Source organism: Nonomuraea sp. NPDC046570 (genome assembly GCF_040645915.1).
Classification (GTDB): Bacteria; Actinomycetota; Actinomycetes; order Streptosporangiales; family Streptosporangiaceae; genus Nonomuraea.
The window spans coordinates 1-14,011 of record NZ_JBEYZF010000032.1 but is presented as its reverse complement, the minus strand read 5'-3'; the positions used below and the strand labels follow the sequence as shown (position 1 = coordinate 14,011).

The following is a 14,011-nucleotide window of genomic DNA, read 5'->3' as shown; positions in this document are numbered from 1 at the left end:
TCAGTTTTGAGTTTGAGCGGCATTGTCCTCGTGGGAGCGCGGCCACACATCCCCAAAACAGATGAGAATCAACTCCGCTGCGTGACGGGCTTCCACCACGACGGGTTGTCCAGATACCAGCGGACCGTCGCCGCCAGGCCCTCCTCCAGTCCCACCTCGGGCGCGTAGCCGAGGGCCCGCAGCCGGGAGTCGTCGAGGCGGTAGCGGCGGTCGTGCCCCTTGCGGTCGGCGACGTGCTCGATCAGGTTCTCGTCCGCGCCGAACAGGGCGAGCAGCCGGCGGGCGAGGTCGAGGGTGGTCAGCTCCGCCGTACCGCCGACGTGGTAGACCTCGCCGGGTTCGCCGAGTTCGGCGACGAGCTGGACCGCCGCGCAGTGGTCGGCCACGTGCACCCACTCGCGCACGTGGCCGCCGTCGCCGTACACCGGCAGGCCGCGCCCCTCCGCCAGGTTCGTCACGAAGCGCGGGACGACCTTCTCGACATGCTGGTAGGGCCCGTAGTTGTTGGCGCACCGGGTGATGCTGACCGGCAGCCCGTGGGTGATCGCGTAGGCGCGGCAGATCAGGTCGCCCCCCGCCTTCGAGGCCGCGTACGGCGACCGCGGCGCCAGTGGCGCCCCCTCGTCCCAGGCGCCCTCCTCGATCGAGCCGTACACCTCGTCCGTCGACACCTGCACGACCCTGCGCACCCCGGCGTCCAAGCATGCCTGCATCAGCGCCTGCACGCCCTCCACGTTGGTGCGCACGAACCCGGCCGCGTCCGCGATCGAGCGGTCCACGTGCGACTCGGCGGCGAAGTTGACCACCACGTCGTGCCCGGGAACGACCCGCGCCAGCAGCCCGGCATCGCAGACGTCGCCACGCACGAAGTCGAAACGCCCGGCGGCGGGGGCGAGGTTGGCCAGGTTGCCCGCGTAGGTCAGCCGGTCCAGCACGGTGACCCGGGCTCCCGCGAAGGCCGGGTAGCCGCCGGAGACCAGGGTGCGGACGTAGTGCGACCCGATGAAGCCGGCTCCCCCGGCGACGAGAACTCTCACAGCTCCTAGTCGTACTCGAGGTCGGGCAGTGCTGAGGGCGGGTCGGGGCTGCGCCACACCACCACCGCGCCGTCGTCGGCGCTCTCCGCGGCCACGTTCAGCTGCTCGACGTCGAAGTCGGGCAGGTAGCGCAGGCGGGCCAGAAATGTGGCGTCGGTGGCCGAGCGCGGCACCACGCAGCCTTCCCCGTCACGGTCGAGGAGGATGAAGAGCACGTCGGTCTCCTCCCCGGCCACGACCCGGACCTCGACCACGTCCTCCCATGCGAGGGCCTCGACGCTGCCGTCGGCGTAGTGGCGGGTCACGCCCTCTTCGGTGACGTACACGTAGGAGTCCGGCACTGCGTTGCCGTGCATGGGCGCGATTCTCGCGAGTTGTGGGCACTCACCGCAAGGGATCGGTCCGCCACCGGTGGGCGCACCGCCGCCTCACTTCCGTAACACTTGCCCGCGATATGCCGATATAGCCCCTGGGTGCGCTGTGGTCATGCTCGACGCCACCCACGCGTTCACGCGTTCGGAGGGACAGGCATGGGCACCCTGCAGGCTTTGCGCAACCGGTTCGTGGACGCGCCCAACTCGGTGGGCGCACGGGCCCGCCGCCGCTGGGAACGACTCATCACCACTTTTCCCGACATATCTGAGATGTCGGTGATCGACCTGGTCTACTCCAACGCGGTGATCGAGCACGTCGGCGGCCACATCCGCCGCGAGCGCTTCGCCGACAACGTGCGCGCCCTGTCCCCTCGCCACTGGGTGCAGGTCCCCTACCGCTACTTCCCCATCGAGCCGCACGTGCTCTTCCCCGGCTTCCAGTTCCTGCCGGTGGCCACCCGGCGCCTGATCATCAGCAACTGGCCCCTGGTGCACACCGCCCCCAGGGACCGCCTGCACGCACTGCGCGACGCGATGGAGGTGGAACTGCTCAGCGTGACCGAGATGCGCTACTACTTCCCCACCTCCCGGATCGGGTACGAGCGCATGGGCGGCCTGATCAAGTCGATCATCGCGGTGCGCTAAGGGGTGATCTTGTAGATGTGGTAGGAGTGCTCGGCCGCGAAGTCGTCGGGAAGCGCCCGTGCTCGACCGGGATGACGCGGTTCTCGAAGAGCACCTCCACCTCGCCCGCCGAGGCCAGCTCGGGCGGCAGGGTCAGCGACCGGTTGCCGGGCTCGTTCCCCCGCTCGATCATCGCGAACACGTAGAAGACGCCGTCGCGGCCCTTCAGCATGGTCTCCAGGCCCTTGCCGAAGTCGAAGGCGTAGGACTGGGTGTTGAGCACCGGGGCGAGCCGGTGGATCTGCTGGTTCACCCTGGCCGCCGCCGCCCTGACGTCCCGGTAGCAGGGCTCGCGCAGGGCGTGCTGGCTGGTGCAGGGTCCGCCGAAGCTGTGGTTGAAGTAGACGATGCCGCGCGCCTCGGACTGCACTGACGCCCCCCCTCCAGCCCGAGCACCGGCCAGGCCGCGCGCAGCGCCTCGCGCCAGTCCCGCAGCGGCTCGCAGCGGGTGTGCGCCAGCACGCTGTTGGCCGGGCGGGCGGCGGCCGAGGGGAAGTCGGCGCTGGAGATCGGGCGCACCCGTCCGGGGTCGGCGCCCACCAGGCGGAAGATCTCGCGGGCGAAGCCGTACCAGGTGGTCTCGCCTGAGCTGGTGCCGTGGTAGATGCCGGGGGGCAGGTCCGAGTGGCCGAGGCGGACCAGCAGCCCGGCCAGGTCGGCGGTCCAGGTGGGCTGTCCGCGCTGGTCGTCGACCACGTCGACGGTGTCGTGCCCGGCGGCCAGCCCGGCCATGGTGGCGACGAAGTTGCGGCCGTGCGCGCCGTACAGCCATGCCGAGCGGATCACGTAGTGGCCCTCCCGCAGCGCGGCCACCTCCCCCGCCCGCTTGGTGCGCCCGTAGGCGTTCAACGGCCCTGTCGGCCCGTCCTCCCGGTACGGCTCCCGCCCCCGCCCGTCGAAGACGTAGTCCGTCGACAGGTGCAACAGCCTGGCCCCCGCCCGCGTACAAGCGTCGGCCAGTGTCCCCACCGCGTGCCCGTTGATCGCGAGGGCCTCCTCCTCGCACGCCTCGGCGGCGTCCACGGCCGTCCACGCGGCGCAGTTGACCACCACCCGCGGCCGGTAGGCGCCGACGAGGTCGCGGACCGCGCGCGCGTCGAGCAGGTCGAGCCCGGCCCGGTCCAGGACGAGCACGGGTTCCCTGGCGACGGCCAGCCGGTACGCCACGTCCGTGGCCAGCATTCCGGCCCCTCCGGTGATCAGCCAGCGCACGGCCACCGGTCCCGGTGCTTGGAAGGCATGAGTGGCTTCACCGTCAGTAGGCTCCTTCTCCGCGGGTCACGACCGACCAGGTCTTCCACAGGATCTGCAGGTCGAGGACGAGCGACCAGTTCTCCACGTACCGCAGGTCGAGGCGGACCGACTCCTCCCAGGACAGGTCGGACCTGCCGCTGACCTGCCAGAGCCCGGTCATCCCCGGCTTGACCACCAGCCTGCGGCGGACGTCGGCGCCGTACTTGGCGACCTCTTCGGGGGGCGGGGGGCGCGGCCCGACCAGCGACATCTCGCCGTGGACCACGTTGAGCAGCTGCGGCAGTTCGTCGATGGAGTAGCGGCGCAGGAAGGCGCCGACCTTGGTGACCCGTGGATCGTTCCGCATCTTGAAGAGCACGCCGTCGAACTCGTTCGCGCCGGCGAGCATGCCCTTGAGCCGCTCCGCATCAACCACCATCGTCCGAAATTTCGCGACCTTGAACTCTGTGCCGTCTCTGCCCACCCGGGTCTGCCAGAACAGCGCGGCCCCGGGCTGGTCAGCCGGATCACGGCCACCAGGATCAGCAGGGGAACCGCCAGGACGAGGAGCGCGACCCCGGCCAGCACGCGGTCGAACCCGCTCTTGACGAGCCGCTTGCCCCCGTCGAACGCCGGATGCGCCACGTGCAGCAGCAGCATGCCCGCGACCGGGCGGATGCTGATCCGCGGCCCCCCCACATCCATCAGCGAAGGCGCCACGAAGAGCCCGGTCCCTTGCGGCTCCAGACTCCAGGCGAGCCTGCGCAGCCTTCCCCCGTCCAACTCGGGACAGGCCAGAATGGCGACCGCATCAGCCTGCACCTTCCGCACCGCCACGGCGACGTCATCGAACGTCCCGAGCATGCCACCGACATCCGGATTCATCAGCCCACCCGGTAAACATGCCGCCACTACCTGCATTCCGTGGTATGGCTCCCGCCTGAACTGCATGACCAGGTCGAGCACCGATTCACGATGTCCCACGGCGACGACCTGCCGCAGGAATTCCCCACGCCCCCAGCGCCGATGTAATCGCTTGCGCATGAGAAAGCGGAAGAGAAGCGTCAGGAGAAGGGCCAGCGGCAGCATCGCCAGGACGAGGCTGCGGGCGATTTCACTCTGTATCGCATAAGCGCCGATCGCCGCAATGGCCATTGCTCCGATACCCGCATTGAATACCGACCTGAACTCCTCGCTCCCGGTGCCGTGCGCTCGTTCCCGATAGGCGCCGCTGAGCAGCATGCCGACCGGCCAGGCGACGATCAGCCCTAAGCCGATCAGCAGGTCGGCCTGCGGTACATAGGCTCCGAGCAGCAGTTTCACCCCCAGCACCACCGCGAAGGCGGCCAGCGCGCAGGCCACGTCGCCAGCGGGGAGAAGCCGCGCGTACGACCGCGCACGGGAGCTCGACGCACGCCGTGGCGCGGTTTCGACGAGCACGTCGGATTCCCCCACCGTTACCCCTATCGGCCACCCTGTGACTCCGCCTGTGCAGTTACAGGACGCCCTCCCGCCCCGCTCTCGACCTGTTTCCCAGGAGCACCGGGTGCGGGAGGTCCCCCCAAAGGCTAAAGATCGATTCCTCGACTGGGAACATCGCGAGATGACCACAATCGGACGCTTCGCCTTGATCACATGGGGTTGACAAAATAGAGCAAGAATGCGAATGCCGGACAGTAAGCAAGCAGCTGGACTCAGGCAATTCGCGAAAATACCGTAAGTCATTCGGCAGTTATGCACAGCCGGAGGACAAGATTAAGGATTAAATCATTTCTTTTTCACCGGTCGCGGTTCTCGCGTTCACTCCGCACCCCAGGAGTGGGCGAGATGAGCCGTTACCGCCGCCCTGGCCGCCTCGGCCGGTCCCGCGGCGATGGCGTCGAGCAGGTCGCGGTGCTCGGCGACCAGCACGTCCCGGTCCTCGTACACCCTGCGCAGCCGGACCAGGCCGAGCCTGGTCTCCGCGGCGAGCGTCGAGTACAGGCGTTCCAGCCTGGGGCTGCCGACCGCGTCGATCAGCGCCTGGTGCAGGTCCATGTGCTCGGCCACCGACCGCGACCACGGAGCCTCGGCCGGCAGCGCGGCCATCCGGTCCAGCGCCGCGTCCGCCCGCTCGACCCGCCGCCCCGCCAGCGACGTGGCCATCAGGTCCTCCAGCGGCCTGCGCACGAACATCAGGTCGTCCAGATCCGCCAAGGTCACCTCGGGCACATACGCGCTGCGGTTACGCTCCCGCCGCAGCAACCCCTCATGCACGAGTACGGCCAGCGCCTCCCGCACCGTGGGCCTGGCCACCCCGTAGGCTGCGGCGATCTCCTGCTCCGGCAGCGAGGTGCCGGGCTCGACCTCGCCCGACAGCACCCGCTGCCGCAGTGCGCCGGCCAGGGCCTCGACGGCGGACACGGGCCGCAGGGAGAGCGTCATACCAGCGATTTTGCCCGTTCGGGCAGGGTGACCGCGACCAGGCTCACCCCGAGCAGCGCGAGCCCCGCCAGTGAGACGGGGGCCAGACGCTCGCCGAGGACGGCGAAGCCGAGCAGGGCGGCGACCGCGGGCTCGGCGAGGGCGAGGGTGGCGGCCGTGGCCACGGGGGTGGTGCGCAGGCCCCTGCCGTACAGGAAGTAGGACAGGGTGGTGGTGCCGATGCCGAGGTAGAGGGCGGCGAGCAGGGCGCGGGGCTCGGCCAGCCAGCCCGCGCCGGTCCACAGCAGGACGGGCAGCATGATGACGGCCGCGCCGCCGAACAGCACGCCCATCACCGCGTTCGAGGAGGCGCCCCCGCTGATCGCCGACGACGCGGTGACCGCGTAGTAGGCGTACAGCAGGCCGCCGAGCAGGGCCAGCAGGATGCCGGACAGCAGTTCGCCGCCCGCGTCCGCGCCGCCGCCGGCCACCAGCGCGGCGCAGCCGACGATCGCCGCCGCCGTGGCCGCGGCCCACCTGCGGGTCGGCCGCCGCCCGTCGAACAGCCACGACAGCAGACCGGCGAAGACCGGGCCACTGCCGATCGCGACCACCGTCCCGATGGCCACCCCCGTACGGCCGACCGCGGCGAAGAAGCAGAGCTGGTACGCGGCGACCGCGCCGGCGGCCAGCAGCAGCCTGGGGGTGAGCAGCCTGCTCAGGCCCGTGCCGGCCAGCAGCGCCAGGACGAGGCCGCCGATCACCAGGCGGGCGGCGGCCACGGCGACGGAGTCGGCGGCGGTGATGAGCAGGCCGGCGGTGCCTGCCGTACCCCAGAGGACGGAGGCGCCGACGACGGAGAGGGGTCCGCGCTTCATAGCATCGATTGTCTGACAACTAGACAGGATTTGTCCAGTCCTGTGCCGGGTACGTCACATCAGGTGATGTTCAGGAGGATTGCCGCGATCTTGTTCGCGGTCGTCGCGTTCGTCGGCGGCACCGCCGCCGCGTTACCCGCTCAGCTCGCTCCACCGCCGACCAAGGCGCTGTCCGCGCTGCCGCCCGAGGCCGCGCAGACGTGGAAACTCATCCAGCGTGGCGGGCCGTTCCCCTATCGGCGCGACGGGACAACGTTCCAGAACCGCGAGCGGCTGTTGCCCCAGCAGAAGCTCGGCTACTACAAGGAGTACACAGTGCCCACCCCAGGTTCGCGTGATCGCGGGGCCAGGCGCCTGGTGACCGGCAAGGGCACCGAGCTCTACTACACCGGCGATCATTACCGGTCCTTCGTCACCGTCGACGTGAAGAGATGACGTTCGAATACACCATCGACGGCGGCACCACCCGCCAGGTGATGGCGGCGATCGCCTCAGCGCTGAAGTTCCCGGACTACTTCGGGTACAACCTCGACGCGCTCTACGACTGCCTGACCGACCTGTCATGGCTGCCGGACGGCGAGCACGTGCTGATCTGGTCGAAGCCGGGCGCGCTGCGCGACACCGACGCGACCGCCTACGACGCGATCGCGACCGTGCTGGCCGACGCGGTGGCCGACGGCACGGGCGGCGGCGCCTACCTGTCGGTCCGCCTGCAGGCCGACTGAACCAGCAGGCGGCGCCGGGCCAGCGTGGTGGCCACGCAGTGCGCGCAGAACGCGCCCGCGCGCCCTTCGGCGCAGGTGCAGAACCAGCGTAAGGTGCCGTCGATCACCGACAGCTCGACGTGCGCGGCGGCGTCGTCGACCTCCGCCGTCATCACCAGTGGCGCGAATCGGACGAGCTGGACCGACGCCTCCAGCGCCTCACCACGCTCGACCACCGCGTCCGCGATCAGCTCCAGCTGCAGCTCCGCCAGGTCCCCGAGCAGCATGTTCACTCCCTTCCCAACGAAGGGGCTGCCCAGGAACGCTGTCACCATCTGGACAGAGATTGCTATATCTCCTCGATGAGGCTCTGCAGCAGTCTGCGGCCTGGCGAGACGACCTCCTCGACGTAGTCCTCCAGGAGTTCCAGCGCCTCGTGCACGCTGGCGGTGGTCTTCCCGGCCAGCTCGACCAGCGACCGCTCCTCCACCAGCGCCTCCCCGCTGATGTGGAAGGCGCTCTCGGAGACCGCGACCGACACCGCGAACCGGACCGTGCGCCCGTCGGGCAGCACGAAGTGCACGCCCGTCGTGGCACCCGAGGGAGCGAAATAGGAGAACGGCTCGCGCCGTACGAAGGGATGGCGCAGCTCGTCGAGCCTCGCCGCCGCCCGGCTCAACGCCGCCAGCAGGCCGGCCGCCGCCCGGCTCTCGCTGTCCACACCCCCGAGACTAGATCACCTTCAGGACAGCGGGAAGCGGCCGGTGTCGACCGCCGCCAGGTCGGTGAGGAAGGCCGCCTGCACCGGATCGTTCCAGTCGTCGCTGACGATCGACCACACCCCCCACTCCAGCAGCATGTAGAGCAGCGCCGTGGGCCACAGCTCCCGCTCGGCGGCCGTCAGCTCCACCCGGCTCAGATAGGCGTCGCGGAAGACGATCCACTCCGGCTCGTCGAAGAGCCTGCCCGGCTCGGCCAGGTCGTTGTGGAAGAGCAGGACGGCCAGCGCCAGGTCCAGCAGCCGCGGCGCCCGGTCACCGTTGTCCGGGTCGATCAGCACCGGACCGGCCTCGGTGTAGACGAGGTTGGTCGCCTTGAAGTCCATGCTGACGTCGCGCATCGGCAGCTCCGCGTCGCGGATCGCGGGCAACGTGCTCGCCGGGAAGTCCCGCAGCAGCGCGGCAAGCCTGGCCGCCACCGGCTCGTCAAGCACCTTGGCCAGCCCCGCGATGTCCTCCTCGATCAACTCCGCCTCAGGCTCAGGCCACTCGAACGGGCTCAGCCCCTCCGCCGGGCCCGCGTCGGCGTGCATCCGGCCGAGCAACTCACCGGCCGCCGCCAGATCGTCCGCACCGCCGTCGAAGCCCCGCCCATCGATCCACGGGTAGGCCACCCAGTCGTACCCCCCGATCGAGTACGGCCCGGCCAGCGGCGTCACCACCGGGAAGCCGGTCTCCTCCAGACGGCGGACCCACCGGCCCATGGCCTCGGCGTTGTGCGTGCGCTTCACGACCGCGCGCCGCCCGCCGACCACCCCCAGGAACACCGGCGAGAAGGGGTAGATCGACTCCTGCGGCGCGATCCCGAACCGGTCGAACACCTCTGTGTAGTCACCTGTCACGCCGCCAGACCCTAACCCGCATTCACGCCCGAAGCATCCCGTTTTGCGAAGTCTCGGTGAGCCGTTTCGGCGCCGTCAGGAACCAGGCCTCGGTCACCATCTCGTCCAGCTCCTCGTGGTCGATGCGGTCGAGATACACCGTCACCCAGCCGAAACGGCCCGCCGTGAAGGCCACCTCGAACACCTCAGGCCGCTCGGCCACCAGCGCGAGCTGCTCCTCGATCGTCGCCTTGAGCCCGGCCGTCCGGGTCTCCTCCCACAGATAGCCGAACCCCTTGCCGCGCACCCCCAGCCTGGTGTGGTTGGCGTGCTCGGTCAGCTCGACCTCGGCCAGCGACGTCGCCATCCGCATGAACTCCTCAACGCTCACACCCATGACGACGATGTAACCAGAGCCCTCCGACAATCCGGCTAGGCCAGCGCCCTCTCCACGACGTCGTCGAGCTCGTAGGCGGCGCCCTTCTCGGCGATCTCCAGGTAGACCTGCTCGCCGAGCAGCGCTTTCGCCCTGGCCATGGCCGTGTCGCTGTGCGCGATGAAGACCGGCGAGCCGAAGCAGCGTTGCAGCCCGAACCGCTTCCAGGCCGCCGAGGTGGCGCCCAGCAGGATCGCGGCCTCCTTCGCCGACTCCGGCGAGGGGTTGTCGGTGTGCAGCCACGCGAGCAGCTCACTGCAGAGCAGCGTGCCGATCACGTCATGGAAGTCACGCTTGATGCGCATCGCCTGCTGGGCCGCGTCGACCGCCTTGGTGAAACGCCCGAGCTCGCGGTTGGTCTCGGCCAGCGCCCAGTAGGCGTAGGAGCGCAGCCACTGCTCGCCGTTCTCCTCGCACATCTGCAGGCACTCCAGCAGGAGCTGCTCGGCGTCCTCCGGCTCCCCCTGCGCGGCCAGGCAGACCGCCAGCTCCACGATCGCCGGCAGCAGGCCGGGGTTGAGCCCGCGCTCGGCCCTGAACGACTTGACCGCCGAGCCCAGATAGGCGATCGCCCTCGGCATGTCGCCGCGCAGATAGGCGCACAGGCCCGTCATCTTGGTCGCGTAGACCATGGCGTCGGAGTCACCGATCAGCGCCGCCTCGTCCAAGCACCGCTTCGCGCTCAGCTCGGCCACGTCGATGTCGCCCTGGGCGGATGCCACGAACGAGCGCACCCACAGCGCCCTGCAGCGCTCGCGGCTCGGCCGCCTGCTGGCCTTCAGCGCCCGGTCGAGGAAGTGCCCGCCCTCGCCGGTCAGGCCGCAGCCGTGCCAGAGGAACCAGAGCGAGGCGGCCAGGTCCAGACCGAGCTCGATCCCCGCCTGGTCGGACAGGCAGTGCTCCATGACCGCGCGCAGGTGCGAGTGCTCGCGCATCATCTGGTCGTACCAGTAGACCTGGCGCGAGCCCTGTGACCAGCTCCGCTCGGCCCGCTTGGCCAGGTCGAGGTAGTAGTCGCGGTAGCGGGCCGTCAGCCAGCTCGTCTCGTCGAGATCCTTCAGCCGCTCGCGGCCGTAGGCCCTGATCGTGTCGAGCATCCGGTAGCGCTCGGAGCCCGGCAGCCTGGTGAGGATCGACTTGTCGACCAGCCCGCGCAGCGTCTCGACCACCGACGCCTCCGGCAGCTCGTCACTGGCGCAGATGTACTTCGCCGCCGCCAGGTCGAACGCCCCCGCGAACACCGTGAGCCTGGCCCACAGCAGCCGCTCCACCGGCTCGCACAACTCGTGGCTCCAGCCCATGGCCGTGCGCAGCGCGTGGTGGCGGTTCGGCACGGTGCTCCCGGCTTCCCGGCGCAGCAGCCGGAAGCGGTCGCTGAGCAGGGACAGGATCTGCTCGGCCGACAGCGCGGGCAGCCGTCCCGCGGCCAGCTCGATCGCCAGCGGGATGCGGTCGAGGTGCTGAACGATCTCCGAGACCACCTGCCGATCGGGCACGCTGCCCGGCAGCACCTGCCTGGCCCGGTCGAGGAAGAGCTCCACCGCGTCGCCCTCGTCCAGCGGCGGCAGCGGCATGCGTTGCTCGAAGTCGAGACCGAGCGGCTGGCGACTGGTCGCCAGGATCTGCAGCCCCGGGCCGGCCATCAGCTCCTCGACCAGCGCGCCGCACGCCTCGACCAGGTGCTCGCAGGTGTCGAGCAGCAGCAGGAGCTTCTTGTCGCGCAGATACTCGAGCAGGAACTCCATCTCGGTGCGCCTGGAACGGTCCCGCAGCCCCATCGCGGCGCTCAGCGCGTGCGGCAGCAGCTCCGGATCGCGCACCTGGGACAGGTCGACCATCCAGACGCCGTCGGGGAACCGGTCGCGGGCGCGGGTCGCCGCCTTCACCGCGATCCTCGTCTTCCCGACACCTCCCGAGCCGACCACCGTGACCACGCGCGAGGTCGCCAGCATCTCGGTGAGGCGGAGCAGTTGATCATCTCGCCCCACGAAGGAGGCGAGCTCGACCGGGAGATTGCCGTTGCGCCGCCAGCCGGGAGACGTTTCCATACGGCCCTCCTTGGAGGGAGAGGAGCCCTTCCGGACGAGCATAGCCTCGCGGGTCCCGCGCGGAACGGGCTATGCCGGTTGTGGGAGCGCTCTCTCAGTGCCACCTGGGCGGGGTCCAGGCGGCCTAGCACCTGGACCCGCGCTTCGCCTAGAAGTTGATCATGTGACCGGCCAGGCCGTGGACCGCCTCCTTGACGGCCTCGCCCAGGGTCGGGTGGGCGTGCACGTTGCGGGCCACCTCGGTCACCGTCAGATCCCACTGCTGGGCCAGCGTCAGCTCCGGCAGCAGCTCCGTCGCCTCCGGACCGATGATGTGCGCACCCAGCAGCTCGCCGTGCGCCGCGTCACTGAGGATCTTCACGAACCCGCCGCTGTCGCCCAGGCCGTGCGACTTGCCGTTCGCGGTGAAGGGGAACTTCGCCACCTTCACGTCGTAGCCCAGCTCGCGCGCCTGCGCCTCGGTGAAGCCGAAGCTGGCGATCTGCGGCTGGCAGTACGTCGCCCGCGGGATCATCACGTAGTCGAGCTCCATCGTCTCGGCGTCCGCGATGGTCTCCGCGGCGATGATGCCCATCGACTCGGCCGCGTGCGCCAGCATCAGCTTGGCCGTCACGTCGCCGATGGCGAAGATGTTCGGGATGTTCGTCCGGCCGCGCCCGTCGATGTCGATCGCGCCGCGGTCGGTCAGCTTGACCCCGGTGTTCTCCAGGCCGTACCCCTCGACGCGCGGCTGGAAGCCGATCGCCTGCAGCACCTTGTCAGCCTCGATCACCTGCTGCTCGCCGCCCTTGGAGACGGTGACGCGCACCTTCGGGCCGGACTCGTCGATCGACTCCACCCGGGTCGAGGTCAGCACCTCGATGCCGAGCTTGCGGTAGCGCTTGGCCAGCTCCGCCGAGACCTCCTCGTCCTCCAGCGGGACCACACGGTCGAGGAACTCCACGATCGTCACCTTGACGCCGTAGTTGTGCAGCACGTACGCGAACTCCACGCCGATCGCGCCCGCGCCCGCGATGACGACGCTCCCCGGCAGCTCCTCCGACAGGATCTGCTCCTCGTACGTCACGACCCGGTCCGACACCGCCGTACCCGGCAGCAGCTTCGTGGTCGCGCCCGCCGCGATGATGCAGTGGCCGAAGGTCACCGTCTCGCCGTTGACCTCGATCGTGTTCGCGTCGACGAACGAGCCGCGGCCGTTGAACTCGGTGATGCCGTTCTTCTTCATCAGGAAGTGCACGCCCTTGACGCGCCCGTCGGCCACCTTGCGGCTGCGCCTGAACGCCTCGCCGTAGTCGAAGGTGACCGTGCCCTCGACCTTGATGCCGAAGGTCTTGGCCTCCTTGGTGAAGATGTGCGCCAGCTCGGCGTTGCGCAGCAGCGCCTTGGAGGGGATGCAGCCCACGTTCAGGCAGACGCCGCCCCAGTACTTCTCCTCGATGACCGCCGTGCGCAGCCCCAGCTGCGCGGCCCGAATCGCCGCGACATAGCCCCCGGGCCCCGCACCGAGTACGACAACGTCAAAGTGGTTGCTCATGATTCGGACACTACCGCCGTCCCATAGATTGACTCAGCCGCACCCGGCTCCCTACCGTCAACCCACCCACCACCTCAGGAATTTCCGCACGTCACCGAGCCCCTCGCCAGTACGGCGGGACCGTTTTACCCCATTTGGGCTCGTGCATATGGTGGGCGCATCTATCATTCGCCGACATGTCGCGAGATATCGCTAGTGAGCTGCGGGAAAGTGCGCGGGAGCGGAACGGCGCCCGGCCGAAAGGCCCCGACCTGCCGTACGTCGGCGACCTGACCAGTCCGTCGGGGCTGCCGCTGCGCCGGTACCGGCCCGCCGACCGGCCGCGTCCGCTGGTGGTGTTCCTGCACGGCGGCGGGTGGGTGCACTGCGATCTGGAGACGCATGACGGGACCTGCCGCCGCCTCGCGCGGGAGTGCGACGTCGAGGTGCTGGCCGTGGACTACCGGCTGGCGCCCGAGCATCCGTACCCAGCCGCGATCGACGACGCCGTCGAGGTGCTGCGGTGGGCACGGCCGGTGGCCGTGGCGGGGGACAGTTCGGGCGGGTACCTCGCCACGATGGCGTGTCTGCGGCTGCGCGATGAGGGCTGCACGCCGCCTGCCGTACAAATCCTGATATGTCCTAACACTGACCTCACGCTGTCCCAGCCGAGCGTCACCGAGAAGGGGGCGGGGTTCGGGCTCGACGCCGACATGCTGGCCTGGTACGCCGCCCAGTGGCTGCCGGACCCGGCGCGGCGGCGCGCGGCGAGCCCGCTGCACCACGCCGACCTGTCCAGCCTGCCGACCGCCCTGGTGGTGACCGCCGAGCACGACGCGCTGCGGGACGAGGGCGACGCGTACGCCCGCCGCCTGGCCGAGGCCGGAGTCCGGGTCAGGCACCGCCGCGAGCCCGGCCTCACGCACGGGTTCATCCAGGGCACCGACCCCGACGCCACCGCCGCCCACCAGCGCCTGTTCGCCGACATCCGGGCACTGATCCCGCGCTAGATCGCTGATGTGAAATTCGGTGATCGACTGCGGACGTGACGAAGGGCGTCCATGGTCAGTGTGTGAAGACAGACCTAGACGCCCTTCTGAC

General features: G+C 69.8%; 16 protein-coding genes and 1 pseudogene. 4 read left to right on the top strand and 13 right to left on the bottom strand.

The annotated features are described in order from the left end of the window. Nucleotides 1–68 precede the first annotated feature (68 nt). Together rfbB and ABZ911_RS34315 are read right to left on the bottom strand one after the other, a co-directional pair. Nucleotides 69–1,037 carry a dTDP-glucose 4,6-dehydratase gene (gene rfbB / locus ABZ911_RS34320; protein ID WP_358065659.1) on the bottom strand — a complete coding sequence of 323 codons (969 nt, stop codon included), beginning with the start codon at nt 1,035–1,037 and terminating at the stop codon, nt 69–71. 5 nt (nt 1,038–1,042) lie between these two features. Further along, nucleotides 1,043–1,393: a hypothetical protein gene (locus tag ABZ911_RS34315; protein WP_358065656.1), complete on the bottom strand. Its 351-nt coding sequence runs from the start codon at nt 1,391–1,393 to the stop codon at nt 1,043–1,045. Nucleotides 1,394–1,567: 174 nt separating this feature from the next. On the opposite strand from ABZ911_RS34315, the gene ABZ911_RS34310 reads away from it, so the two are divergent. Further along, on the top strand, nt 1,568–2,056 hold the full coding sequence (locus ABZ911_RS34310; protein WP_358065653.1) for a hypothetical protein: 489 nt from the start codon (nt 1,568–1,570) through the stop codon (nt 2,054–2,056). Here ABZ911_RS34310 and ABZ911_RS34305 read toward each other — a convergent pair. The 5 genes and pseudogenes from ABZ911_RS34305 to ABZ911_RS34285 all read right to left on the bottom strand — a co-directional run bounded on the left by ABZ911_RS34305 (nt 2,040) and on the right by ABZ911_RS34285 (nt 6,609). Next, nucleotides 2,040–2,348 carry a hypothetical protein gene (locus ABZ911_RS34305; protein ID WP_358065650.1) on the bottom strand — a complete coding sequence of 103 codons (309 nt, stop codon included), beginning with the start codon at nt 2,346–2,348 and terminating at the stop codon, nt 2,040–2,042. The genes ABZ911_RS34310 and ABZ911_RS34305 overlap by 17 nt on opposite strands. Beyond that, nucleotides 2,345–3,307: a dTDP-4-dehydrorhamnose reductase gene (gene rfbD, locus ABZ911_RS34300; RefSeq protein WP_358065647.1), complete on the bottom strand. Its 963-nt coding sequence runs from the start codon at nt 3,305–3,307 to the stop codon at nt 2,345–2,347. The genes ABZ911_RS34305 and rfbD overlap by 4 nt, the downstream gene beginning before the upstream one ends. A 43-nt stretch (nt 3,308–3,350) precedes the next feature. Beyond that, nucleotides 3,351–4,795: pseudogene (locus ABZ911_RS34295) on the bottom strand (sugar transferase). A 333-nt stretch (nt 4,796–5,128) separates the two neighbouring features. Further along, a complete protein-coding gene (locus tag ABZ911_RS34290) occupies nt 5,129–5,752 on the bottom strand; it encodes a GntR family transcriptional regulator (protein WP_358065644.1) in 624 nt (207 codons plus the stop codon). After that, nucleotides 5,749–6,609 carry an EamA family transporter gene (locus ABZ911_RS34285; RefSeq protein ID WP_358065641.1) on the bottom strand — a complete coding sequence of 287 codons (861 nt, stop codon included), beginning with the start codon at nt 6,607–6,609 and terminating at the stop codon, nt 5,749–5,751. The genes ABZ911_RS34290 and ABZ911_RS34285 overlap by 4 nt, the downstream gene beginning before the upstream one ends. Nucleotides 6,610–6,675: 66 nt before the next feature. Between ABZ911_RS34285 and ABZ911_RS34280 the strand changes: the two genes are divergently transcribed. Together ABZ911_RS34280 and ABZ911_RS34275 are read left to right on the top strand one after the other, a co-directional pair. Beyond that, the gene (locus ABZ911_RS34280; protein WP_358065638.1) at nt 6,676–7,044 is read left to right on the top strand and encodes a ribonuclease domain-containing protein; all 369 of its coding nucleotides are present in this window, start codon (nt 6,676–6,678) and stop codon (nt 7,042–7,044) included. Continuing rightward, complete coding sequence (locus tag ABZ911_RS34275) at nt 7,041–7,334, top strand: barstar family protein (RefSeq protein ID WP_358065635.1); 294 nt, start codon at nt 7,041–7,043, stop codon at nt 7,332–7,334. The genes ABZ911_RS34280 and ABZ911_RS34275 overlap by 4 nt, the downstream gene beginning before the upstream one ends. Here ABZ911_RS34275 and ABZ911_RS34270 read toward each other — a convergent pair. From ABZ911_RS34270 to lpdA, 6 genes are all read right to left on the bottom strand, one after another. Further along, nucleotides 7,304–7,600: a hypothetical protein gene (locus tag ABZ911_RS34270; RefSeq protein WP_358065632.1), complete on the bottom strand. Its 297-nt coding sequence runs from the start codon at nt 7,598–7,600 to the stop codon at nt 7,304–7,306. The genes ABZ911_RS34275 and ABZ911_RS34270 overlap by 31 nt on opposite strands. Before the next feature lie 62 nt (nt 7,601–7,662). Further along, on the bottom strand, nt 7,663–8,034 hold the full coding sequence (locus tag ABZ911_RS34265) for a hypothetical protein (RefSeq protein WP_358065630.1): 372 nt from the start codon (nt 8,032–8,034) through the stop codon (nt 7,663–7,665). 21 nt (nt 8,035–8,055) lie between these two features. Then, nucleotides 8,056–8,934, bottom strand: a complete 879-nt coding sequence (locus tag ABZ911_RS34260; protein ID WP_358065627.1) for a phosphotransferase — start codon at nt 8,932–8,934, stop codon at nt 8,056–8,058. 22 nt (nt 8,935–8,956) lie between these two features. After that, on the bottom strand, nt 8,957–9,310 hold the full coding sequence (locus ABZ911_RS34255; protein WP_358065624.1) for an MmcQ/YjbR family DNA-binding protein: 354 nt from the start codon (nt 9,308–9,310) through the stop codon (nt 8,957–8,959). 35 nt (nt 9,311–9,345) lie between these two features. Further along, nucleotides 9,346–11,397 (bottom strand): tetratricopeptide repeat protein, encoded by a 2,052-nt coding sequence (locus tag ABZ911_RS34250; protein ID WP_358065621.1) that lies wholly within the window; start codon nt 11,395–11,397, stop codon nt 9,346–9,348. A 148-nt stretch (nt 11,398–11,545) separates the two neighbouring features. Continuing rightward, nucleotides 11,546–12,934 (bottom strand): dihydrolipoyl dehydrogenase, encoded by a 1,389-nt coding sequence (gene lpdA, locus ABZ911_RS34245; RefSeq protein WP_358065832.1) that lies wholly within the window; start codon nt 12,932–12,934, stop codon nt 11,546–11,548. A 173-nt stretch (nt 12,935–13,107) separates the two neighbouring features. On the opposite strand from lpdA, the gene ABZ911_RS34240 reads away from it, so the two are divergent. Beyond that, nucleotides 13,108–13,920, top strand: a complete 813-nt coding sequence (locus tag ABZ911_RS34240) for an alpha/beta hydrolase (protein WP_358065618.1) — start codon at nt 13,108–13,110, stop codon at nt 13,918–13,920. Nucleotides 13,921–14,011: the final 91 nt, after the last annotated feature.